General features: G+C 58.9%; 18 protein-coding genes. 9 read left to right on the forward strand and 9 right to left on the reverse strand.

Annotation, left to right across the window (positions count from 1 at the left end):
- Window positions 1–93: 93 nt before the first annotated feature.
- The 4 genes from AC0TOF_RS07820 (at window position 94) to repC (ending at window position 5,811) form a co-directional block, all read left to right on the forward strand.
- On the forward strand, window positions 94–918 hold the full coding sequence (locus AC0TOF_RS07820; protein ID WP_473767785.1) for a DeoR/GlpR family DNA-binding transcription regulator: 825 nt from the start codon (window positions 94–96) through the stop codon (window positions 916–918).
- A gap of 1,169 nt (window positions 919–2,087) precedes the next feature.
- On the forward strand, window positions 2,088–3,284 hold the full coding sequence (gene repA / locus AC0TOF_RS07825) for a plasmid partitioning protein RepA (RefSeq protein ID WP_122000889.1): 1,197 nt from the start codon (window positions 2,088–2,090) through the stop codon (window positions 3,282–3,284).
- 64 nt (window positions 3,285–3,348) lie between these two features.
- Entirely contained in the window at window positions 3,349–4,335 is a 987-nt protein-coding gene (gene repB / locus AC0TOF_RS07830) for a plasmid partitioning protein RepB (RefSeq protein ID WP_473767786.1), read from the forward strand.
- A 294-nt stretch (window positions 4,336–4,629) separates the two neighbouring features.
- Window positions 4,630–5,811 carry a plasmid replication protein RepC gene (gene repC / locus AC0TOF_RS07835; protein ID WP_473767787.1) on the forward strand — a complete coding sequence of 394 codons (1,182 nt, stop codon included), beginning with the start codon at window positions 4,630–4,632 and terminating at the stop codon, window positions 5,809–5,811.
- A gap of 243 nt (window positions 5,812–6,054) precedes the next feature.
- Here the strand turns inward: repC and AC0TOF_RS07840 are convergent, their stop codons facing one another.
- Complete coding sequence (locus AC0TOF_RS07840; RefSeq protein ID WP_122000892.1) at window positions 6,055–6,237, reverse strand: hypothetical protein; 183 nt, start codon at window positions 6,235–6,237, stop codon at window positions 6,055–6,057.
- Window positions 6,238–6,380: 143 nt separating this feature from the next.
- Between AC0TOF_RS07840 and AC0TOF_RS07845 the strand changes: the two genes are divergently transcribed.
- Window positions 6,381–7,091 (forward strand): adenosylcobinamide amidohydrolase, encoded by a 711-nt coding sequence (locus AC0TOF_RS07845; protein ID WP_473767788.1) that lies wholly within the window; start codon window positions 6,381–6,383, stop codon window positions 7,089–7,091.
- Between the two features lie 4 nt (window positions 7,092–7,095).
- Here AC0TOF_RS07845 and AC0TOF_RS07850 read toward each other — a convergent pair whose 3' ends face one another.
- Window positions 7,096–8,292, reverse strand: coding sequence for an MFS transporter (locus AC0TOF_RS07850; protein WP_473767789.1), 1,197 nt, complete (start codon window positions 8,290–8,292; stop codon window positions 7,096–7,098).
- A gap of 185 nt (window positions 8,293–8,477) precedes the next feature.
- On the opposite strand from AC0TOF_RS07850, the gene AC0TOF_RS07855 reads away from it, so the two are divergent.
- Together AC0TOF_RS07855 and AC0TOF_RS07860 are read left to right on the forward strand one after the other, a co-directional pair.
- Complete coding sequence (locus AC0TOF_RS07855; protein WP_473767790.1) at window positions 8,478–10,469, forward strand: PhoX family protein; 1,992 nt, start codon at window positions 8,478–8,480, stop codon at window positions 10,467–10,469.
- A gap of 130 nt (window positions 10,470–10,599) precedes the next feature.
- Window positions 10,600–11,964 carry an esterase-like activity of phytase family protein gene (locus tag AC0TOF_RS07860; RefSeq protein ID WP_473767791.1) on the forward strand — a complete coding sequence of 455 codons (1,365 nt, stop codon included), beginning with the start codon at window positions 10,600–10,602 and terminating at the stop codon, window positions 11,962–11,964.
- Between the two features lie 77 nt (window positions 11,965–12,041).
- Here AC0TOF_RS07860 and AC0TOF_RS07865 read toward each other — a convergent pair whose 3' ends face one another.
- Window positions 12,042–12,815, reverse strand: a complete 774-nt coding sequence (locus tag AC0TOF_RS07865; RefSeq protein WP_473767792.1) for an SDR family oxidoreductase — start codon at window positions 12,813–12,815, stop codon at window positions 12,042–12,044.
- Between the two features lie 139 nt (window positions 12,816–12,954).
- Between AC0TOF_RS07865 and AC0TOF_RS07870 the strand changes: the two genes are divergently transcribed.
- A complete protein-coding gene (locus AC0TOF_RS07870; protein ID WP_473767793.1) occupies window positions 12,955–13,869 on the forward strand; it encodes a LysR family transcriptional regulator in 915 nt (304 codons plus the stop codon).
- 145 nt (window positions 13,870–14,014) lie between these two features.
- Complete coding sequence (rbsK, locus tag AC0TOF_RS07875) at window positions 14,015–14,893, forward strand: ribokinase (RefSeq protein ID WP_473767885.1); 879 nt, start codon at window positions 14,015–14,017, stop codon at window positions 14,891–14,893.
- A gap of 184 nt (window positions 14,894–15,077) precedes the next feature.
- On the opposite strand, the gene AC0TOF_RS07880 is transcribed toward rbsK, so the two are convergent.
- The 6 genes from AC0TOF_RS07880 to AC0TOF_RS07905 are packed head-to-tail and all read right to left on the reverse strand — an operon-like array spanning window position 15,078 to window position 22,109.
- Entirely contained in the window at window positions 15,078–16,013 is a 936-nt protein-coding gene (locus tag AC0TOF_RS07880) for a nucleoside hydrolase (RefSeq protein WP_473767794.1), read from the reverse strand.
- A gap of 22 nt (window positions 16,014–16,035) precedes the next feature.
- Window positions 16,036–17,421: an ADP-ribosylglycohydrolase family protein gene (locus AC0TOF_RS07885; protein ID WP_473767795.1), complete on the reverse strand. Its 1,386-nt coding sequence runs from the start codon at window positions 17,419–17,421 to the stop codon at window positions 16,036–16,038.
- A gap of 23 nt (window positions 17,422–17,444) precedes the next feature.
- Window positions 17,445–18,341 carry an ABC transporter permease gene (locus tag AC0TOF_RS07890; RefSeq protein WP_473767796.1) on the reverse strand — a complete coding sequence of 299 codons (897 nt, stop codon included), beginning with the start codon at window positions 18,339–18,341 and terminating at the stop codon, window positions 17,445–17,447.
- Window positions 18,338–19,429 (reverse strand): ABC transporter permease, encoded by a 1,092-nt coding sequence (locus AC0TOF_RS07895; protein ID WP_122000902.1) that lies wholly within the window; start codon window positions 19,427–19,429, stop codon window positions 18,338–18,340. Before AC0TOF_RS07895 ends, AC0TOF_RS07890 begins: the two co-directional genes overlap by 4 nt.
- Entirely contained in the window at window positions 19,429–21,000 is a 1,572-nt protein-coding gene (locus AC0TOF_RS07900; RefSeq protein ID WP_473767797.1) for an ABC transporter ATP-binding protein, read from the reverse strand. The genes AC0TOF_RS07895 and AC0TOF_RS07900 overlap by 1 nt, the downstream gene beginning before the upstream one ends.
- A gap of 2 nt (window positions 21,001–21,002) precedes the next feature.
- Window positions 21,003–22,109 carry a BMP family ABC transporter substrate-binding protein gene (locus AC0TOF_RS07905; protein WP_473767798.1) on the reverse strand — a complete coding sequence of 369 codons (1,107 nt, stop codon included), beginning with the start codon at window positions 22,107–22,109 and terminating at the stop codon, window positions 21,003–21,005.
- Window positions 22,110–22,173 lie beyond the last annotated feature (64 nt).

Raw genomic sequence — 22,173 nt, forward strand, 5'->3', positions numbered from 1 at the left:
ATTAATATTACATTTTTATTCGCTATCGATTCAGGAAGATATCCATATTTCAACCCCACAATTTCCTCGCCTCATTCAACGCGGAAATGAAATATGGTTCTGAGAAATCAGGCGCATAAGGACGCAACGACAAACATGAGCGAAATTTCCGGTTCCGGTAGCAAAAAGGAAATCCGGCAGCAGATGTTGTTGCAGTGGATTGAGAACAGCCACTATGTTTCTCTTGAAGAGATCGCAGAACGGTTCCGTGTCACCACCCAGACAGCGCGGCGCGACATTGCTGATCTGGAGCATCGCGGAAAAGTCCGAAAGCTGCATGGCGGTGTGTCGCAACTGGCGCCGCTTGATCCCCTGACCTACCGTCAGCGCAGACATGATCGAGCAGATGAGAAGGTGCGAATTGCCGAAGCTGTCGTCGCGCTCATTCCCGATGGCGCTACTGTTTTCCTCGACACCGGTACGACCTGCGAAGCGATTGCCAATGCGCTTGTCAGCCGAAAGCGGCTGCACCTCGTCACTTACAGCTTGCGATCCGCCGCCATCATCAGCGAGAAGACGGATTTCACCCTCGCCGTTCCCGGTGGGTTCGTGCGCCCTATCGATGGGGGAATGTTTAGGGAAGACACACCGGAATTCATTCGGCGTTTCAAGTTCGACTATGCCATCATCTCCGTGAGCGGCATCGATGATGACGGCGATCTATGCGACGACGATCATACGGAAGTAGCCGTCGTTTCAGCAGCGCTCGGGCAGGCTGCACACAAATTGCTCGCAGTCGATAGCTCGAAATTTGGCAAGCGTGCCATGGTGAAGCTTGGTTCGGTTCGCGACGTCACCGCCGTCATAACAAATGAAATGCCCGCTCCGATTTTGGCCCGCATGCTTGAGGAAGCCGATATTCCCGTCATTCTCTCGTGACCGGCAGACCGGCAGGCGTTAACATCTATAGACGTACAATGTGCTGCTCCCCGCGTGGGCAGAGCCTTCCTTCCGGAAGCGGCGACGATCTTTCTGACGCGCCGAACCGACACCCGCAACCTTCAGAACCGGGCCGAAAAGCGCGCTTTTTGGATCGCATATTCGGCTCTTATATCCTACTGATAAATATGGCTTTCCGAATCCCTATTAAACCTAAATGGGCATTAGGTTTTGTCCGGCTGACGGTCGTAAAGGGCTGTTGAGGGGAATTATGAAGCGGCATTGCGCGCTGGTTCTTCAGATGCCAGCATGGCCTGCTTGATAGTTTCAAGGCTACCCTGATTTGGTTAAGAAATCCACCCCTGAAAACAGGAAGCGGGATAAGCGGCAAGGAAAAATCTATCTACTCGCCCTCTCCCAGAGAAAAGCTCGTCGTCCGAACGACGGAGCTTCCCAAGAATGAGGCTGGGCGGAAATCGGCCGATCTGATGAATAGAGTTGCCCTCTCCTTCCCCGCCGCCAAGACGCTCTGACTTGATCCGGGAGCCGCCGCGCGGTCATCTTGCGTTATGGGATTGCGGTACGGGACTTTCGCTAACCCGCGTTTGGGCGAGCGCGCCGGGACGAAACCGGTATCGTCACCTTCGCGACCTGCCGGGAATGACGCGATTATAGAGTGTCTTGAGCCGTCCGCATCAACGACGGACCAGATAGAGATGATCTCAGCTTGCAAATACATAAAGACTGTCCATCGCCTACACCGTCAAGGGGACCGTTTCTGCCGTCGCATCTGGTGCATCTCCACGAGCCGCTTTGCATCATTTCGGTTTCGCAATGATCGCGGCGCTGCCGCGCCCCAGAGAATCGGCCCCAAGCGATTCTTCCACCGAAAAGCCACGCCTGTTCGATGTGGAAACGGACTCTTCCCGATTGAAATTCCGGGCCAGTTTAGGGCCTCGAATTTTAGACCGCCGTCTAAAATGCGTAAAAGCTCATAAAAACAAGGGGATACCGAAGATCCTGCCGAATCGATAAAATTTGGCTTAATTTTAATGTCGGCGCTAACTCTTTGTTAATTCGGCTGCCCCTTGCGATAGAATAAGAATCGGACATAATGACGGTATTTAGGCGGTATCAGTTCCAATGCCGTCACTAGGGACACCAAGCAAATGAATATCGCAAATCCGGCAGCAGCCTTGTCGTTTGACGACATGATATTATCGCAAGGGCGCGAGATTTCTCGCAAGCTCAATCTGCTGCGTCACGAAAACTTTCCGCCGGATGCGCGCAAGAACATGCTGCGCCAGTTTTCGATGGCCGAGGCCGCCTATTTCCTCGGCGTCTCCCCCAGCAATCTCAAGAAATTACATCTTGAAGGCAAGGGAGTCGAGCCGACCATTCTGACAGGTGGTCGCCGCGCCTATAGTGTCGAGCAAATTCAGGAACTGCGCCAGTGGCTCGACCAGAACGGTCGTGCTGAGGTCAAGCGCTACGTTCCCCATCGTCGCGGCAACGAAAAGCTTCAGGTTATCGGCGTCGTCAACTTCAAGGGCGGCTCGGGCAAAACCACGACGGCCGCGCATCTGGCGCAACATATGGCGCTGACCGGCCATCGCGTCCTTGCCATCGATCTCGATCCGCAGGCTTCGCTTTCTGCCCTGCACGGCATCCAGCCCGAACTCGATGAGTTTCCCTCGCTCTATGAGGCAATTCGTTACGATGCCGAAAGGAAGCCTATTCGCGAGGTTATCCGGCGGACGAACTTCCCCGGTCTTGATATCATTCCAGCCATGCTGGAGTTGCAGGAATATGAATATGACACCCCGCTCGCCATGCAGAATGGCGGCGAGGGCAAGACATTCTGGAACCGCATCGCGAAGGCTCTTGCCGACGTCGACAGCGACTATGACGTCGTGGTCATCGACTGCCCTCCCCAGCTCGGCTATCTGACGCTAACGGCGCTTTCGGCTGCGACTTCGGTGCTGATCACCGTTCATCCGCAAATGCTCGACCTGATGTCCATGTCGCAGTTCCTGCTGATGCTCGGCGATATTCTGAAGACGGTTCGTCAGGCCGGCGGCGCGGTACAGCTGGACTGGTTCCGCTATCTGATCACGCGTTACGAGCCGACCGATGTCCCGCAGGCGCAGATGGTCGGCTTCATGCAGAGCATGCTGGCTTCGCATATGCTGAAGCACCAGATGCTGAAATCGACGGCGATTTCCGATGCCGGTCTTACCAAGCAGACACTCTACGAGGTCGAGCGTTCATCGATGAACCGCGGCACCTATGATCGCGCGATGGAAGCCATGGAAGCGGTCAATTCTGAAATTCGCAGCCTCGTTCATGAGGCATGGGGGCGTTAGACTGCCGTCTAAAACGGCGAATAGTGAATAAAATCAGGTCTCTGACCGGTTTGAGGGTTTAGGAATGGCACGGAAGAACATATTCGAAAGCGTTATGCGGGACGAACCGGCGGCTGGACAGGGTTCGCAGTCGGTCGAAAACGTATCGCGCCGGTTCGGTGCCGCCAAATCTCTGTCCGCCTCGATCGACGAACTGGCAAAGCAGGCAGCCCAGAAGCTTGATGGCGAAGCCATTGTCGAGCTCGATCCGGCGCAGCTGGACGTTTCCTTCGTGGCCGACCGCCTGCCGGAAGCGCATGACGAAGAATATCAGGAGCTTCTGCAAGCCATTCGCGAGCGTGGACAGGACAGCCCTATTCTGGTTCGTCCGCATCCGGAGACCAGCGGTCGCTATATGATCGTTTTCGGTCATCGCCGCGTGCGGGTGGCCAGGGAACTGGGCATCAAGGTCAGGGCGGTCATCAAGCCCCTCGCCGATCTGGAACATATTCTGAGCCAGGGTCAGGAAAACTCCGCCCGGGCCAATCTGAGCTTCATCGAGCGTGTTTTCTTTGCGGCTCGCCTCGAAACTCTCGGCTTCGAACGGGAAGCCATTCAGGCGGCGTTGACGGTGGATTATCAGACCCTGTCGAAGATGCTGACCATTCCAAAGGCGGTTCCGGAGCATATTCTTCTGGCGATCGGCCCGGCCAAAGGCATCGGGCGTGACCGCTGGCTGGAACTGCGCAAGCTGATTGAAATTCCCGGCAAGAAAGATGCAGCCGAAGAGCTTCTCGCAACTTCAGCCTTTGAAAATGCGTCGTCTGTCGATCGTTTCGAGCAGCTTTACGGCTATCTGAAAGGCGGAAGGCCGAAGAAGCCGGTCACCAAGGCCGCTTCGCGTCCCGGCACCAGCTGGACGGCTTCAGACAAGTCCGTCAGCGCCGTTGTCAAACAGAATGGCAAATCGGCTACATTGGCGCTCAGTGCCGCCAACGGGCCGCGTTTTGCCGATTGGCTTTCTCGCAACCTGGATGCGCTCTACGCATCATTCCAGAGCGAGGAGAAGTAAGTAGCGTACAGGCCGGAGCGTTTGCATCGGTCTGATTGTGTAAGGCATGTCTCCCGGAAACCGGACTGGTTCAGGATCATGACATGCTTGATTAACTTGTAAGCGTGTTTGCGTCGAAACTGTTCAGGAAAAGGAACGAGACAGCAAAAGAAAAAGGCCCCCAAACGTCGCCGTGTGGAAGCCCTTCTCATTGGTTTAGCAGCTAGAGAATCGCAAATCCACGAATCACTGTCAAGTGCAATTAGCGTCATTTCGGCGGGTGGATTTCTTTTGCCTTGTGGAAGGTGAAAGAAAATGGAGATTCAATTGGCCTCGACGCCGTTTGGCAGTCGAAGGATGACGCTTGCCTTGTTGGCAAGTCAACAGAATACACGGCAGATTGCGCCTGGAACGGTTGCCGACAAGTGGCAGCTGCATCGCTGGCTGTGTGAAGCAAAGACGCTGTTCAGCCTGAATGATCGCTCTCTGGCGGTTCTTTCGGCGCTCCTGTCTTTCTATCCTGAAACGGAACTGAACGAGCAGAGCAGCCTGATCGTGTTTCCGTCCAACAAGCAACTGGCATTGCGCGCCCATGGCATGGCGGACGCGACGCTGCGGCGTCATCTGGCGGCGCTGGTCGATGCCGGTTTCATTCTCCGGCAGGATAGCCCGAATGGAAAGCGTTATGCGCGTCGCGCCAAGGGTGGAGACGTGCAGATTGCTTTCGGCTTTTCGCTGGCGCCGCTTCTGGCCCGTGCCTGTGAACTGGAACGTGCTGCCGAACAGGTGAGGGCGGAAAAGACTGCATTGCGCGAAATGCGCGAGCGGCTGACTTTGTTGCGCCGCGATATCAGCAAGCTTGTCGAATTTGCCGCTCAGGCAGAACTCGGCGGTGATTGGCAGGACATCCATCATCGTTTCCGCCTCATCGTCGACAGCATTCCGCGTCGTGCGGAGCATGCAGAACTGGCAGCTTTGGTCGAATCCTTGCTGGCCATTCGTTCGGAAATCGATAACGCATTGAAAATTCATCAAAATGTTGAAAATTTGCGCGGCAATGAATCTCAAAATGAGCGGCAGCAAATTGAATCGAATCCAGATTCCCATTTTGAAAGGGCAACGCCTGAATTTATCGACCAGCGCATAAATAACATCACCAGCGCCTCTCCCGAACCCACCGTCTCGCTCGACATGGTGCTTCGCTCCTGTCCGGAGATCACAGCCTATGCAGTCTCATCCATTCGGCATTGGCAGGATCTGGCCAATACGGCAGAGAAAGTACGTTCCTTCCTCGGGATCGATGCAAAGCTCTATGATCTCGCAAAGAAGGTGCTTGGAACCCATAATGCGTCAATCGTGATTGCCTATATCCTGCAACGCTATGAGCAAATTCAGTCCGCTGGAGGCTATTTGCGCATTTTGACGGAAAAGGCTGCTAACGGCTCTTTCTCGATCAGACCGATGCTTATGGCTGCGCTGAATGGGCAAAATCGTTAACCATAAGTGCCTGTCAGCATGACAAAACCTAATGGCTATTTAAGTTTCGTATCGTTCATGAAACGCAGGAAGATCAAGCGGTCCTATTGCGGCTGAAAAGCGGTTACAAAAGCTTTCGGCAATGGCAAAGGATGATCGCCTGCCAGCATTTCCGGCCGTTGTGCCGATCCCTGATGCAACTCAAATGTCAGTCTTATGAGGACTGTGAAAGACCAGCGGCGGAGGACACAATGACGGCAGAACTCAACGTTGGTCCTGAGCCTGAATGCGACGGCGACGCGAACGGCGGCGAGGGCGCAATGTGTTGAGGTCCTGCGCCTGATCGGTCTTATGACGTGGGGGAGGCGAGAGAAGGCGCATGATGAAAAGGATGCAGCACCCGATGGTGAATATCCAGAATATCTCGTCGGTGAGATCGTTGATCATGGCGCAATCCAGAGCAAACCGCTTGTCCGTTTCCGCGACGCGCGAAACACTATTGCGCGATCCATATCGCCTTGCGGAACCTTGGCCAAGTCACGAAGCCGTGCTTTATCGCCGCGCCAGTGGCAGCCAGGCATCGCGGTCCTGTGGATGGCTCAAAGGCGCTGGTCGCGAACTTCATGCCGATCTGCGATAGTTTGATGATGCTGCCATTCACAATCCATTGTTGCGGCCCGGTGCTCGCCGCTGATTTTCGAGACCCGCAAGACATTTTGAGCTGGTCGCTGACACGTCCGGGGTTCGTCCGGGCGCGTTCCGTCGCCTGGCTGGAAGTGCGCAATGACGATCTGACGCTGGATGTCGATCCGGCAATTTTATTGCAGGAAAGACTGGCAGAAGCCGGTTATGGCGAAGCCGTGCAGATGATGACCTCGCGCAGCGTGAAGAAGCATCATGTCGCAATGCGGTGCTCCGGCGAAGCGCAAGCTGCCTGTCTTGCCACTGTCGGTCTGTCGAATGCGGGGAGGGTGGGTGAACGGGCGCAGATGATGATGCCAGCCGGAACGATCAATCTTCTGGTTCATATAGACAGGGCCTTGTCGGTCGCAGCCCATTTGGAGGCAATGTCGATTGCCGCCGAGGCGCGCACCGCTGCCATTATGGAACTAGGGCTCGATATTGGCGGCAGGGCAGCAACGGGTACCGGCACGGATTGCATTGCGGTTTCCGCGCCGCAAGGGGAGCCGGGCGCATCCTATGCAGGCTTGCACACGGATATAGGTGCCGCCCTCGGTGGTGCTGTTTATGATGCAGTGTCCGAAGGCGGCAGGCTCTGGATGAAAGAGCAGGGCTTTTGATCGATCAGGCTTCTGCGACAGCGCCTTTCGGCTTCAGGCGCAGGATAAGCGGCACCAGAACAAGCGCAACAATCGGGAAGACCAGCCAGTTGATGGTTTCCCACCCGGAGGAATGCAGCAGCGACCCGGCGAAGAAGGAAGCGCAGGCCACAGTGCCGAACATGATGAAATCATTGGCGCCTTGAGCCTTGCCGCGTTCAGCCGGGGTGTGGCAGTCCGTCACCATGGCGGTGGCGCCGATGAAACCGAAATTCCAGCCGATGCCGAGAAAGATCAGCGCTCCCCAGAAATGGCCGACGTCGAAACCGCCGAGCGCGATGATGGCGGAAAAGGCGATCAGCACCAGCCCGAGCGCCGTTATCTTTTCCTTGCCGAAACGGGTGATGAGCTTTCCGGTGAAGAAGCTGGGGCCAAACATGGCCAGCACATGCCACTGGATGCCAAGGGCCGCATGATCGACGGAATGGCCGTGGCCAACCATGGCGATGGGCGCTGCCGTCATCACGAAAGTCATCAGCGCATAGGAACAGACACCGGCGGCCACGGAAAGCATGAAGCGCGGCGAACGCAGGATTTCGCCAAGCGGTCGGCCTGTATCATGGACAGCGTTCGGGTCTTTCCTGATTTTGGGCGCGCGCAGCATGAAAAGGACGGGGAGGGCGAGAAGACCCAGAACTGCCTGGCTGAGGAAACTGCCCGCAAACATCGCGTCGGGAATGCTGTCGCGTGTCCAGATGACGAGCTGCGGCCCGACAATGGCCGCGACAAGCCCGCCCACCATGACCCATGATATGGCGCGCGCCTTCATGTCGCCCGTTGCCGCATCGGTGGCGGCAAAGCGATAGCTCTGGACATAGGCGGCATAGAAACCGGCGGTCAGCGTGCCGAGACAGAAAATGAGGAAGGAGGCTGCGAAAATGCCTGCGGCGGCAATCAGGCCCGCCGAAACGCCGACAAGCGCGCCCAGCATATAGGCATTGCGGCGTCCGAACTGGCGCATGAAGAAAGCGGCAGGCAAGGTGCCCAGCGCAAGGCCGAGATTGAACAGGCTGACGGGCAGCGTGACAAGCGCCGGATCGGAGGAAAGTTTCTGCCCCACCAGACCGCCGAGCGAAATCACGATAGGCGGGCTGGAAGCGCCGAGAGCCTGTGCAATTGTCAGGATAATAATATTGCGCCGTGCAGCCGTCATGTCGGTCATCGCCAACCCCTCAATGGAAGAAATAGGGAGGGTTTTATTGGAAAGCGCATTTGCCCGCAAAATTATTCTATCGCCCGATCAGGAATTTTTCGGCATCACGAGGAATGCAACTGTCGGGATAATGTCGTCCGGCTGTCATCAAGTGCTTCTAGTCTGCAGCTTCACTGTTCGATAGGGAGCCAGCAATGTCCGATACTCTTTCCCAGCAAAGTCTGTTCAAGACCAGCCAGTTGGAAGAAGCCGATGCCGATCCGCGCAATCCGTCCGATAATCCCACAATGGGCGAAATCATCAGCCGCCGCTTTTCCCGCCGCGGCTTTCTGCGCGGATCGCTCGCTGTCTCGGCCATTGCGGCAACCGTCAGCCCGCTCGCGCTGATGAGTGCAGGCGATGCGCGCGCCGCGTCCGGTTCGGCCTTTTCCTTCAAGGAAGTCGAGGCTGGCGTGGACGCCCATCACCATGTCGCGGAAGGCTATGATGCCGATGTGCTTTTGCGCTGGGGCGACAGGCTTTTCGCCGATGCGCCGGAATTCGTCCCGACCAAACAGTCAGCCGAGGCGCAGGCGCGCCAGTTCGGCTATAATAATGATTATGTCGGCTATATCGCCATCGACGGATCGCCCGAACACGGGCTTCTGGTCGTCAACCATGAATATACCAATCCGCACCTGATGTTCCCCGGCCTCGTCAAGATCGTCGACGGCAAGGTGGAGCAGGCTCCGCTCTCGAAGGAACAGGTGGATATCGAAATGGCTGCCCATGGCGGCACGATTGTCGAAATCCGCAAGCAGGACGGCAAATGGCAGCCGGTGCTCGATGGCGCGAAAAACCGCCGCATCACCTCCAATACCGAGATGGTGCTGAGCGGCCCGGTCGCGGGTCACGACCGCGTCAAGACCAATGCCGATCCGTCCGGCACCAGGGTTTTCGGCACGATCAACAATTGTGCGGGCGGCGTCACCCCATGGGGCACCTACATCATGGCCGAGGAAAATATCCACGGCTATTTCATCGGTGAACTGCCGGAAGGTCACGCGGAAGCGGCCAATTACAAGCGCATGGGCATTCCCGAAGGTTCGTATGAATGGGGCCGTTTCTACGACCGTTTCGACGTTTCCAAGGAGCCGAACGAGCCGAACCGCTTCGGCTGGATTGTCGAGGTTGATGTGTCCGACCCGAATTCCGTGCCGAAGAAGCGCACCGCGCTTGGCCGGTTCAAGCATGAGGGCGCGGAATCCATCGTCAGCAAGGATGGGCGCGTGGTCTTTTATCTCGGCGACGACGAACGCTTCGATTATGTCTACAAGTTCGTGACGGCGGGCAAGTTCAACCCGGATGATCGCGCCGCCAATATGGACCTGCTGGATGAAGGCACGCTGCACGTGGCCAAATTCCATGAGGACGGCAAGGTGGAGTGGATGCCGCTGGTGTTCGGTGAGGGTCCGCTGACCGAACAGAACGGTTTCAAGAGCCAGGCTGATGTGCTGATCGAAACGCGGCGCGCTGGTGATCTTCTTGGCGCTACCAAGATGGACCGTCCGGAAGACGTGCAACCGAACCCGGTGAATGGCCGCGTCTATGTCATGCTCACCAACAATACCAAGCGCAAGGACGATCAGGTGGATGCCGCCAATCCGCGCGCCAAGAACGCCTTCGGCCATATCATCGAGATCGAGGAAGACGGGCAGGATTTTGCCGCCACGACCGGAAAATGGGAAGTGCTGCTGAAATGCGGCGATCCTTCGGTCGCCGAAGTCGGTGCCAGCTTCTCCACCGATACGACGCGCAATGGCTGGTTCGGCATGCCGGACAATGCCGCCGTCGACAGCGCTGGCCGGCTGTGGGTCGCAACCGATGGCAACAGCAACAAGGATACAGGCCGTACCGACGGGCTTTGGGCGGTCGACACGGAAGGCGATGCGCGCGCGACCTCGAAACTGTTCTACCGCGTGCCGGTGGGGGCGGAAATGTGCGGTCCGCTGTTCGCACCCGACGATAAGACGGCCTTTGTCGCCGTGCAGCATCCGGGCGATGGCGGCGAGGACTGGGACGGTCATGGCCGTCCGTCCTATTATGAAGACCTGTCCACCCGCTGGCCGGACTTCAAGGACGATATGCCGGTGCGGCCTGCCGTAGTGGCAATCACCAAACAGGGCGGCGGCAAGATCGCTGTGTAGTAACTTTATAAGGCAGTCGGCCCCCGGTGAAAGCCGGGGGCCTTCGTCAAAGCTTCATGGAAGCGTCAAGCCAGCGATACAAAGCCAGCCTAATTGCATCCCTGTATTTGAATTCCAACGGGGACTTATCATGATATCGCGTCTTGTCGCCTCGACCATGCTTGCCGGTGCCGTCGCATTGGCGCTTCCGGCCTCCGCTGAAGAAAAGGCTTTTCCGGCCACGCTCAAGGCCCATGCCATCCTGCCGGCGAACACCATCATCGCTGCGCCGGAGGATGCGGCTGAGCATCTGAAGACCTCGGGCAAGTTCACCACCGCCGACCGCAAGCGCGCTGAGGGCATCGGCACGGTGGAAGGCAAGGACGGTGTGCGCAAGACCGGCCTTTCGGTGCCGTTCGACGGTCAGCCGGTACAGGGCTTTTCGGGTATCAAGACCATGGAAGACGGCAGCTTCTGGTCGCTGTCCGACAATGGTTTCGGCTCCAAGCTCAATTCGCCCGATGCCATGCTGATGCTGCACAATGTCAAATTCGACTGGGACAAGGGAACGGTCGAGCGCGTCAAAACCGTGTTCCTCAGCGATCCAGACAGGAAGGCTCCATTCCCGATCGTCATGGAAGGCGCGGAAAAGCGCTATCTCACCGGCGCGGATTTCGACGTGGAATCCATCCAGCCGGTGGCGGATGGTTTCTGGGTCGGCGAGGAATTCGGCCCGTTCCTGTTGAAGTTCGACACGGAAGGCAAGCTCACCGATGTGTTCCCGACTTTTGTCGGGGAGAGGGAAGTGGTGTCGCCGGACAATCCGAAGCTCGCTCTGCCCGCCAATCCGAGCCTCAAGCTCCCGGCCTATAATCTGAAGCGTTCCGGCGGCTTCGAGGGGCTTGCCATGTCGAAGGACGGTACGAAGCTTTATGGTCTTCTGGAAGGCCCGTTGTTTGTCGATGGCGCGCCGGAAAAGACCGAGAGCGGCAAGACGGGCTTACGCGTCATCGAGTTCAGCGTGGCCGACAGGAAGTGGACGGGCCGCTCCTGGCTTTATCCGCTGGCGGAAGGCGGCGAAGCCATCGGCGATTTCAACATGCTGGATGAAACCACGGCGCTGGTCATCGAGCGCGACAACGGCGTCGGCACGGCGGACAAGGCCTGCGCCGATCCGAAGAAGCCGCAGGCCGATTGCTTCGATGTGCCGTCGAAGGTGAAGCGCATCTACAAGATCGCGTTTGACGACAGCAATGTCGGCAAGGACGTGCGCAAGATCGGCTATATCGACCTGCTGGCCATTGCCGACCCGGAAAACAAGCGCCGTCAGGGCGGGCGCGAGGGCATTTACGACATGCCGTTCCTCACCATCGAGAATGTCGACCGCGTGGACGACACGCATATCGTGGTCGGCAATGACAACAATCTGCCGTTCTCGGCAGGCCGCGCGCTCGACAAGGTGGATGACAACGAGTTCGTCCTGCTGGAAGTGGGCGAGTTCCTGAAAGCCGAGTAGGCTTTCCTCGATTTTCAACGAAGCCGTATGGCGGCCTGCCCTTGCACCGGGCTTGCACCGGGCAGGCCGCCAATGCTCTACTTGGTCGTATAGCCGCCATTGACGAGGATGGTCTGTCCGGTCATCCACCAGCCTTCCGAAACCATGAAGCGGATATAGGGAACGATGTCCTCGATATCGGTAAGTCCGGTTCTGGAGAATTTTGAGAGTGCCGCCGCGCTCATGTGATAGGCGACCGCGTCCGCGCCTTCCGCCGGATAGAAGAACGGCGTGTCCATCGGGCCGGGGCCGATTGCGGTTACGGATATGCCGCGTTCGCCGAATTCCTTGGAAGCCGCGCGCGTGAAATGCTCGACCGGGGCCTTGGTGCCTGCATAGGCTGCATAGAACGGCGTGTAGGCGCCGAGCAGCGATGTTACCAGCGTGCAGATCTTGCCATTGTCGTTGACGTGCTTGCCTGCTTCCTTCAGGAAGAAGAAAGCTGACTTGGAATTGACGGCGGTCATCTCGTCATATTCGGCTTCCGAAACCTCGACGATCGGCTTCTTCAAAACCTTGCCGACAGTATTGATGGCGATATCGGGACGCCCGATGGCGGCAATCGCGTCCGCGAAGAGTTTTTCCATCGCACCGGCGGTGGTGAGATCGGCCTGAAAGGAAACCGCTTCCGCGCCAGCCGCCTTCACGGCGGCCACGGTGGCGTCGGCATCCGCTTTGGCCGAGGCGCTGTTGTAGTGGATTGCGATGGCCTTTGCCCCGTGTTCGGCAAGATCACGGGCGATCAATCCGCCGAGGTTCTTGGCGCCGCCGGCGATGATAACAGTTTTGCCCTTGATGCTGTGGTCTGTCATGGCTTCAACCTTCTTTTCCGATGCGTCCGCGTTACGCGGCCGCTTTCAGGCAGGAAGAGTATCGTCTACAATAGCCTTATAAAGACGGTCATTCTGACAACACCTGTCAGAAATGATGGACAATGGAGGGCAGAACATCTTGGATCGCATCGACCTTTTCCGTGTCTTTGCCCGTGTTGTCGAATGTTCGAGCTTTACCCGCGCTGCCGATACGCTGGGCGTGCCGCGCTCCTCGGTTTCGGCGGCGGTTCTCGAACTGGAGGGGCGTCTCGGCGCGCGGCTCCTTCACCGCACCACCAGAAGCGTGTCGCTGACGCAGGACGGTGCCGCCTTCTATGAACGATGCCTGAGCCTGATTGCGGATGTGGAAGAAGCGGAAAACCTGTTCCGCAATACCGCCGCGCCATCCGGTACGTTGCGGGTCGACGTTCCCGGACGCATCGGGCGGCTGATCGTTGCGCCCGCCTTGCCCGCATTTCTGGATGCCTATCCGGAAATCGATATACATCTGGGAGTGACGGATCGCGCCGTCAATCTTGTCGAGGAGAGTGTCGATTGCGTTCTGCGCGTCGGGCCATTGACCGATTCCGGGCTGATTGCCCGTTCGCTCGGAGAGCTTCCGCTGGTCAATGTGGCGAGCCCCGCCTATCTGGAGCGGTACGGCATTCCCGAAGCGCCTTCCGACCTTTCCGCGCATTGGGCGGTCAATTATGCCTCGCCGTCGAGCGGGCGCGTCGAGCCTTGGGAATGGGTCGAGGGCGGCGTATTGCGATCCATGCCGGTGCGCGGCCGCGTCACCGTCAACAATGCCGAAGCCTATATCGCCTGTTGTCTGGCCGGTCTCGGCCTCATCCAGATTCCCGCCTATGATGTCAAACACCACCTGGAAGCGGGCGAACTGGTGGACGTGATGGCCAATATGCGCGCCGAGCCGATGCGGATGACGTTTCTCTATCCCCACCGCCAGCATCTTTCCCGCCGTCTTCAGGTCTTTGCCGACTGGCTGGAAGAATTGCTGAAGCGGGAGCTGCACTTCAAGCCGGAGCCGGATTGACGACAAGGCTTTTCTCTCTGTGCATGGTGGCAAGCCCGGCGTGGAAGTTTTGTTTCGGCGCAGCTATTGTGCGGCGATCAAGCGATGGAGAAAGCCGTTGAAGATTTTTATTTTCGGCAGTGTGAATGTGGATGTCAGCGCGCGGATGGCCGCGCTGCCGCGTCCGGGACAGACCGTGAATGCATCGGGCTATGGCATTGGCCTCGGCGGCAAGGGCGCCAATCAGGCGGTTGCGGTCGCAAAGCTTGGCGGTGACATTCGCTTCGTCGGCGCTGTCGGTAACGATGCATTCGGCGAACTGGCCGTGAAGCAGATGCAGGAATTTGGCCTCAATACCGAAAGCGTGCGCGTGATCGACGGTGTCGATACGGGCATGGCGATCATTCAGGTCGAGGAAGCGGGGCAGAACACGATTGCGGTTTGCGCCGGGGCCAATGCGCGCTGGTCGGTGGCCGATATCGATGCCTATGCAGCCGACATCGCCAGGGCGAAGATCACGCTGTTGCAGCGCGAGGTTCCCCATGTTGCCAATCTGGCCGTGGCAAAAGCCGCGCGGGCGGCAGGCGGCAGCGTTCTGCTCGATCCGGCCCCGGTCGGCGATGCAAGCCGCATGGCGGACCTGATTTCATTGAGCGATATTATTTCTCCCAACGAAACGGAAGCCGCTGAAATCACCGGCATCGAGCCGACCGATCTGGCTTCCGCGGAAGCTGCTGCGCGCAATCTGCTGGAGCGCGGGCCGAAGACGGTCATCGTCAAGCTTGGAAGTCGTGGTGCATTGCTGGTGACGGCGGACGAGGTGAAGCACTTCGAGCCGTTCAAGGTCGATGTGGTGGATACGGTCGCTGCTGGCGACAGTTTCAATGGCGGTTTCGCGGTCGCCTACTCGCAGGGCCAGTCCCTGCACGATTGCGTGCGCTACGGTTCGGCGGCAGGTGCGATTGCGGTCACGAGAGCGGGGGCGGGCGCGGCTGCGCCGACCGCTGCGGAAGTGGCAGCGCTTCTGCAAAATAAGGCAAAATGAAGAATAGCGGCAATTTGCGCCGGTTTCGCTCGATTTGAGCGAAAAACTGCTCAAAAACACCACCTCAAATATGGCGAAGAAGCCGCGAGAATAAGGCTCTCGCGGCTTTTTTGTGGCTAAATTATGATCTAGAGCATGATCCCGAAAAGTGGACTTCCGGTTTCGGGATCAGGCCCAGATAAAATCAAAGCGTTGCCAGACGCTCGGTCAGCAGGCTGAAGAAGCCATCCGCATCCACATCCTTGATGAAGAGCGCGTTCTTCGGACGGTCGGTTACTTCCCACCAGTCGACGACTGTTTCGCCGATGGTCAGCTCCGAATTGATCTCGATTTCCACATTGCATTCCCGCCCGGAATAAAGTTCCGGCTTGATGAGATAGGCGATGACGTTCGGGTCGTGCAGCGGGCCGCCGTCGGTTCCGTACTTGGCTTCGTCATAGCGTTCGAAGAATTCGAGCCATGCCGCAACCACTTCGCCGACATGGGTGCCGATGCCGCGAATGGCGGCGATGCGCTTCTCGGTGGTCAGCACCTTGTGCGTGACGTCGAGCGGCATCATGGTGATCTTGATGCCGGACTTGAACACCACTGCTGCGGCATGCGGATCGACATAGATGTTGAATTCCGCCGAGGGCGTGATGTTGCCACCCTCGAAATAGCCGCCGCCCATCAGCACGATTTCCTTGACGCGTCCGGCAATCTTCGGCTCGCGGATCAGCGCGGATGCGATATTGGTGAGCGGTCCGAGCGGGCAGAGCGTGACGGTGCCGGGTTCTTCCTTCATCAGCGTTTCGATAATGAAATCAACGCCATGCTTTGCCTGCAGCGGCATGGTCGGGGCGGGCAGGTCGTAGCCGTCGAGGCCGGTCTTGCCATGCACGTTTTCAGCGGTCACGAGCGGGCGCACCAGGGGGCGGATGGAGCCTGCAAACACTTTTGTGCCCGGCTTCTTCGCCACTTCGCAGATCGTGCGGGTATTGACTTCGGTGCGCGCCAGCGGGCCGTTGCCTGCGACGGCGGTAATGCCGAGAATGACGAGTTCCGGGCTTGCCAAGGCCAGAAGAATGGCGACGGCATCGTCCTGACCGGGATCGGTATCGATAATGATTTTACGGGCCATGATGGTTTCCTGATGAGGGGATTTAAAGGGCGTTTCGCGCCGCTTCGACCGTCTGGTCGACAAGCGCGTCGAAGGAGATTTTCGCCGGGCGGCGCATATAGGTGACGATGTCGTCGGCCAGAAGCGGCTTCGACCACCGTTCGGCGATGATGCCGGAACCGCGCTGGATAGCGATCATGCTCAGAATCTGCGCGGCATTGCAGTCGACGTCGTGGCCGATGCCGCAGACGATTTCGAGCGTGCGGTCGAAGTCGCCTTCGCCGAACCAGAGCGCGATAACCTGCGCGGCTGCATTCGGATAGACGTGAATCCAGTTATATTCGGCATATTCCGCATCGCATTTCGCCCATGCATCCTGCCAGTTACCGGCAGAGCGGCAGGCGTCGAGCGCAAAGGCCAGAACCGCGCCATACTCGGTCTCGACCGGGAAAAGCGCTGCCGTTGAAACCAGCAATTCGCGCGTATCGCTCACCACAAAGGCGCGCGCCGCCATGACGGCGTTGAAGACTTCGCCAAGAATACCGTTTCCGGCATGGGAGATTTCCGCATCCATGAAGGCAAGGCGGGCAGCTTCGCGGGCGCGGCCCGGCACGACCATGCCGCAGATCGTGCCGCGCATCTGCGCGCCGATCCATTCGTCGAACGGATTGTCGCAAATGCCGGTTTCAGGCGGGGTAAGCCCGCGCCGCATGTTGGAAAGCGCGATTGCCTCCGCCGACCAGCCAAGCGGGATCAGCGAGGTCCAGCGCTCGGCAATGTCGGCGCTGGTCACGGCAGAACCCTTGTCGCCGAAGGCTTCGAGAAAGGCGATCTCGAAGGTGATGTCGTCATTATAGGTGTTGGGCTCGCGCACATAGTCGCGGATCGGGCCGAAAACTGCCATGATGTTTTCCGCCGTATAGCCTTCAAGCGCCGTGCCAGCCGCAGCCCCGACAAGTTGCGCCATCCATGCGGCGGCTGTGCGGTCGCGGAAATCATCGGACTGGATGGCATAGAGCACATCGTCCGGCCATTGAACGGCGGCGTCGAATTCCTCCCATGAGCCGTAGCGCACCGTCTTTTGCGACGGATGGTCGGGGTCGGGTTGTGCAGCGCGCATCAGGACGCGCAGGCGCATGTCGATGCGATAGAGCGTTTCAAAATCGCCTTTTCCAAGTGCTGCCAGCCCGTCGCGCAGCAGTTCTTCGTAAGGCGCAAGGACAAAGCCCTTGTTTTCCAGCGATTGCAGCGCGCCTGCCATCAGGCACTCGGGCGCTGCCGATCCCGGCACATTGCTTTTCCAGAACATGGCCATGAGATCGTCCTGCGCCTTCATGACGGCGCTCGCATCCCATGTCTGTTCTTCCGCCGTGCGTATGACAGGCTTTGTGTCGCGCAGCAGGTCGCGCGTCAGTTCCCAGGCTTTCATTTCATTCTCGTTTCAGGCTCATTTCAGGAGTTTTTCAGTTGCTTGGCGCGGCGCTGGCGCCGCGCCGCGTGGATCGTCAGCACGACGACCGGGACGAGATAGGGGATCATCTGCATCAGCTCGAAAGGCAGGCCAAGGCTTTGCAGCGTGATGGCGAAACCTTCCGCCGCCGCCAGAACCAGGCTCGCCACGAGCGTTCCCCATGCGGTGCCCTGTCCCATGACTTCCGCCGCAATGGCGATGAAGCCGCGACCGGCGGTCATGTTCTGGGCAAACCAGGTGACATAGCCGAGCGACAGATAAGCCCCCGCCGCACCGCCGAAGAGACCGGACAGGACAAGCGCCATCATCTGCACGCGGCCCGTATGGATACCGGCGGCGCGCGCCGATTTCGGATCGACGCCGGTGGCGCGCAGATGCAGGCCGAAGCGCGTGCGCATCATCAGGAGGCTGACTGCCGGGACGGCGAGAAGGGCTGCGAAGGTGAGTACATGGATATTGCCGATGAAAGGCACGGCAAGGCTTGGCAGCGCGCCGCTTTTGAGCGCGCCCGACATGCCCTTGTCGCCCGTTGCCAGATAAAGCCCGAGCGTGGTTGCCGCAGCAGCCGCGATGTTGAGCGCGATGCCGGTCATGATGAGGTCGGTGCCAAGCCGGTTGACCGAAAGCGACATGAGCAAGCCGAGAAGCGCGCCGACGACAAGCGCCGCCAAAAGGCCGATGGCCGGGCTTCCCGTCGCGGCACTGGCCAGAACGGCGATGAGGGCCGCGACCAGCATCATGCCTTCCATGCCGATATTGAGCACGCCCGCGCGGTCGGAAATCATCACGCCGAGAGCTGCCAGCAGCAATGGCGTCGCCACGCGCAGGATCGTGCCGATGAAATGCGGGTCGAAAATCTGTGCGAGAACGGTGCTCATGCCTGTACTCCCGGCTGCACTGCGGCTTGTTCTCCTTCGCGATTGCGAAGGTTGCGGATCAGCCGCAGGACGGTCGGATGATTGTGAATGACGCTTGCCGTCGCGCCCACCATGATGGCGGCGGTTACAAGCCCCACCACTTCGGTCGGGATGTTCATGTTGCGGGCCAGAAGATCGCCGCCCACCTGCACGAAACCAAGGAAAAGTGCGGACGGAACGAGCAGGAACGGGTTTTCGCGCGCCAGAATGGCGACGACGAGGCCGGTCCAGCCGTAACCCGGCAGATCGAGCCAGGCAAAGCGGGCATGAAGGCCCAGAACTTCCAGCGCCCCCGCCATGCCCGCCACCAGTCCGCCGACAATCTGTGCGCGCATGATGATGCGTTTCAGCGGCAGGCCAAGGTGATTGGCAAAGCCGGGGCTTGAACCTGCGATACGGATATTGAGGCCGGAGCGCGTCCAGTAAAGCCAGATGCCGCCAGCGATGCAGGCGAGGATTGCAATGATCGAACCGCTGTTGAGGCGGGTACCGGCCAGAAGGCGGTCGAGCTTGGCATCCGCCGGAATCTTGAGCGACATCATCCCGCCCGCAGCCGGATCGCGGATGACATAGTTGAGGACGAAGAGGCCGAGAAACAGGAAGGCATAGTTGAGGACGAGCGAGGTCACCATTTCCGATGCGCCGAAACGAAGCCGCAGCGCTGCTGGAATAGTGCAGGCGAAACTGCCTGCCACCGCGCCGCAAAGGATCGCCACCGGCAGCGAGAACCAGCCGAGCGAAGGGAGCAGAACGGCACCCGCCACCGCGCCGAGCGCGCCGAGGAAGAAGCCGCTTTCCGCGCCCAGATTGAACAGGCCGGAGCGAAACATGATGGTGATCGCAAGGCCGGTCAGCATGATCGGCGTTGCCGCCTCCACCACATTGCCCATATGGCGAATGCTGCCGAACGGTCCGAGGAAGAAGGTTTTGAGAACGCCTGCCGGGTTGTCCTGCATCAATGCCAGCGGCACAAGCAGAACGGCCATGATGACGCCGATCACCAGCACGGTCAGGAAGAATGGAATGAGATAGGAAATCAGTCTGCGCATTATATACGTGTCCCCAGCATATACGGTCCGAGGACGGCTGGTGTTATGTCTGGTCCGTTTTCCAGAACAGCGACGATGCGTCCATTGAAGAAAACGACGATACGATCGCTCAAACGCAGCAATTCGTCGAGATCGGCGCTGATAAGCAGCACGGCGCAGCCGCCTTGCGCCACTTCATCGATGCGCCGATGCAGGAAGGCCGCCGCTGAAACGTCGATGCCGCGCGTCGGCTGGTCGGCGATCAGGAATTTCGGATTGGTGGCAAGCTCGCGCGCGGCGATGAGCTTTTGCGCATTGCCGCCGGAAAGGGAATCGAGCCGCTCGGTAATCGCGCCCGCGCGCACCGAATATTGCCTTATCATGCCGCTGACGCGCGCCTTGATGGCGTTCCAGCGCAGGAAAGGCCCCCGGAATATTTGCCTGTCAGCGGTAATCGATCCGGCTCCGGCTATGGCGTTTTCGGCCAGGGACAGGCCGGGTGCGCCGCCTTGCGAAAAGCGGTCCGCTGGCAGATGAGCAAGCCCTTGCTTGCGCCAGCTTGCCGTGTCGGCGCGCAGCATGTCCACGCCGTTGAGGCTGATCGTGCCGCTGGCCGCTTCCGCAAGGCCGGAAAGCACGGATACGAGGCCACGCTGGCCGCTGCCATCGACACCGGCAACGCCGACGATCTCACCCGCGCCAACGGTCAGGTCCACATCCTTGATGCGGTCTGCCGGATCGGCGGCTTTCGTCGTGACGCCCTTCATGTCGAGAACGGTTTTCATCGCGCCGTGCTTGTGGGCGCGTTGGGGAATGTCGACCGCGTGGCCCATCACCATCTGCATGATGGCGTCGTCCGGCACGTCGGCAAGCTTTTCCGTGCCCGCGACGGCACCGGCGCGCAATACGGTCACGCTTTCGGCCAGCTCGCGCACTTCATTCAGCTTGTGGGAAATGAAGAGGATGGTAATGCCTTCGTCGCGCAGCGATTTCAGCTTGCGCATCAGCTCCTCGATCTCCGGCGGCGAGAGAACGGCGGTCGGCTCATCGAGGATCAGAAGCCGCGTGCGGCGCGCCAGCGCCTTGAGGATTTCAACCTTCTGCTGGGCGGCGACGGAAAGCGCGCCCGTGGTCGCGTCCGGGTCGGCGTGCAGGTCATATTGCTGCATCAGCGCCTCGACCATTTTGCGCGCGCCCGCGCGGTCGATCAGCCCGGCCTTCACCGGTTCATGGCCGAGAATGATGTTTTCGGTAACGGTCAGGGTCGGCACGAGCGAGAAATGCTGGTGCACCATGCCGATGCCTTGTGCGGCGGCGTCTTCCGGCGACCATGCGGCGATATGCTTGCCATCGACAACGATTTCGCCCGCCGTGGCATTTTCGATGCCGAACAGGATCTTCATGAGCGTCGATTTGCCAGCGCCGTTCTCGCCGCAAATGGCGTGGATGGAACCGGCGCGGATCGAAAACGACACGTCGCGAAGCGCCTCAGTGCCGTTCGGATAGACCTTGCTCACATCGCGGAAAGCGACGATTGGGCGGAAGGCGACGATAGCATCGCCGCCTTCAATATTTTCAGCTGGATTTTCCACGATCAGGGACGAACCTTGTTGCGGGTCGCGTTGAGATCCTCGGTGCTCATGCCGAACGCGGTCGGAACCGTGATCTTGCCCTCGGAAATCTCGTCGGAAGCCTTCTTGATGGCGTCCTTCATTTCCTGCGTGGCCATGGAAGCCATGTTGCCGTCCTGCACGATGCCGACAGCGCCTTCCTTGAGGCCGAGCGCTTCGGCCTTGCCGAACGGCAGGTCGCCTGCCTTGAAGCGCTCATAGGCTTGCAGGAGGCTGACATCGACATTCTTCAGAACGGAGCTGACAACCTGCTTGGCAATGGCCGGGTCGCTGTCCCTGAAGATCGCTTCCTGATCGGAATCGACGCCCAGCACATATTTGCCGGTTTCCTTGGCAGCCGAAAGCTGGCCGAGGCCGGTCTGCGAGGCGACGACGAAGCCGAGCGCGACATCGGAGCGATACTGCGCGAGACCAAGCTCCTTGCCCTTGGCAGCATCCATGAAGGAGCCGGCATAGGAAATGGCGATCTTGGCGTCGGGCAGGACGGCTTGCGCACCGGCGATATAGCCGACGAGGAAGTCGTTGATGACCGGAATGTCCATGCCGCCGAGGAAGCCGAGGTTCTTGCCGGTATCGCCGAGCTTGCCGTCCTTCAGCAGCGAAGCCGCCAGCATGCCGCCCAGATAAGAGCCTTCGTTCTGCTTGTACTGGATGGAATAGACATTGTCGTAGCCGCCTTCTTCATAAGGCACGCTTGCATCATAGAGGATGTATTTCTTGTCCGGATATTGCTGGGCGACCGAGCCGACGGTTTCCGACATCTGGTAGGTGCCGCCGATAATCAGGTCCCAGTCCTGTTCGGACGCATCGAGGAACACCGGCTCCCATTTGGTCGGATCGTCGCCGATTTCGAGAATCTTGGTCTCGACGTCGTCGCCATATTTGTCCTTGATCATCTTCATGCCCTTGGCGGCGCTGTCGAAGAACGACTTGTCGCCGAGCGCGCCATTGATGATGAGCAGGATCTTGTCCTGGGCCTGTGCCGCCGTGGTGGCGAATGTGCCCATCGCCGTCGATGCGGCAAGGGCAAAGGCAAGGCTGATTATTCCCCGTCTGGTGGATTTGATCACAACAGAACTCCAATGCTGTAGCGTTATAGAGATGGATTTTCTGCTTTGGATAATTTGCCTCCAC

Source organism: Ochrobactrum sp. PL_is501 (assembly GCF_055816895.1).

Bases quoted from the DNA above. Each gene is read 5' to 3' on its own strand.
- AC0TOF_RS07840 (WP_122000892.1), bottom strand. From the start codon at position 6,237: ATGATCAACGATCTCACCGACGAGATATTCTGGATATTCACCATCGGG.
- repA (WP_122000889.1), top strand. From the start codon at position 2,088: ATGAATATCGCAAATCCGGCAGCAGCCTTGTCGTTTGACGACATGATA.
- rbsK (WP_473767885.1), top strand. From the start codon at position 14,015: ATGGCCGCGCTGCCGCGTCCGGGACAGACCGTGAATGCATCGGGCTAT.
- AC0TOF_RS07880 (WP_473767794.1), bottom strand. From the start codon at position 16,013: ATGGCCCGTAAAATCATTATCGATACCGATCCCGGTCAGGACGATGCC.
- repB (WP_473767786.1), top strand. From the start codon at position 3,349: ATGGCACGGAAGAACATATTCGAAAGCGTTATGCGGGACGAACCGGCG.
- AC0TOF_RS07850 (WP_473767789.1), bottom strand. From the start codon at position 8,292: ATGACCGACATGACGGCTGCACGGCGCAATATTATTATCCTGACAATT.
- AC0TOF_RS07860 (WP_473767791.1), top strand. From the start codon at position 10,600: ATGATATCGCGTCTTGTCGCCTCGACCATGCTTGCCGGTGCCGTCGCA.
- AC0TOF_RS07855 (WP_473767790.1), top strand. From the start codon at position 8,478: ATGTCCGATACTCTTTCCCAGCAAAGTCTGTTCAAGACCAGCCAGTTG.
- AC0TOF_RS07895 (WP_122000902.1), bottom strand. From the start codon at position 19,429: ATGCGCAGACTGATTTCCTATCTCATTCCATTCTTCCTGACCGTGCTG.
- AC0TOF_RS07890 (WP_473767796.1), bottom strand. From the start codon at position 18,341: ATGAGCACCGTTCTCGCACAGATTTTCGACCCGCATTTCATCGGCACG.
- AC0TOF_RS07820 (WP_473767785.1), top strand. From the start codon at position 94: ATGGTTCTGAGAAATCAGGCGCATAAGGACGCAACGACAAACATGAGC.
- repC (WP_473767787.1), top strand. From the start codon at position 4,630: ATGGAGATTCAATTGGCCTCGACGCCGTTTGGCAGTCGAAGGATGACG.
- AC0TOF_RS07885 (WP_473767795.1), bottom strand. From the start codon at position 17,421: ATGAAAGCCTGGGAACTGACGCGCGACCTGCTGCGCGACACAAAGCCT.
- AC0TOF_RS07865 (WP_473767792.1), bottom strand. From the start codon at position 12,815: ATGACAGACCACAGCATCAAGGGCAAAACTGTTATCATCGCCGGCGGC.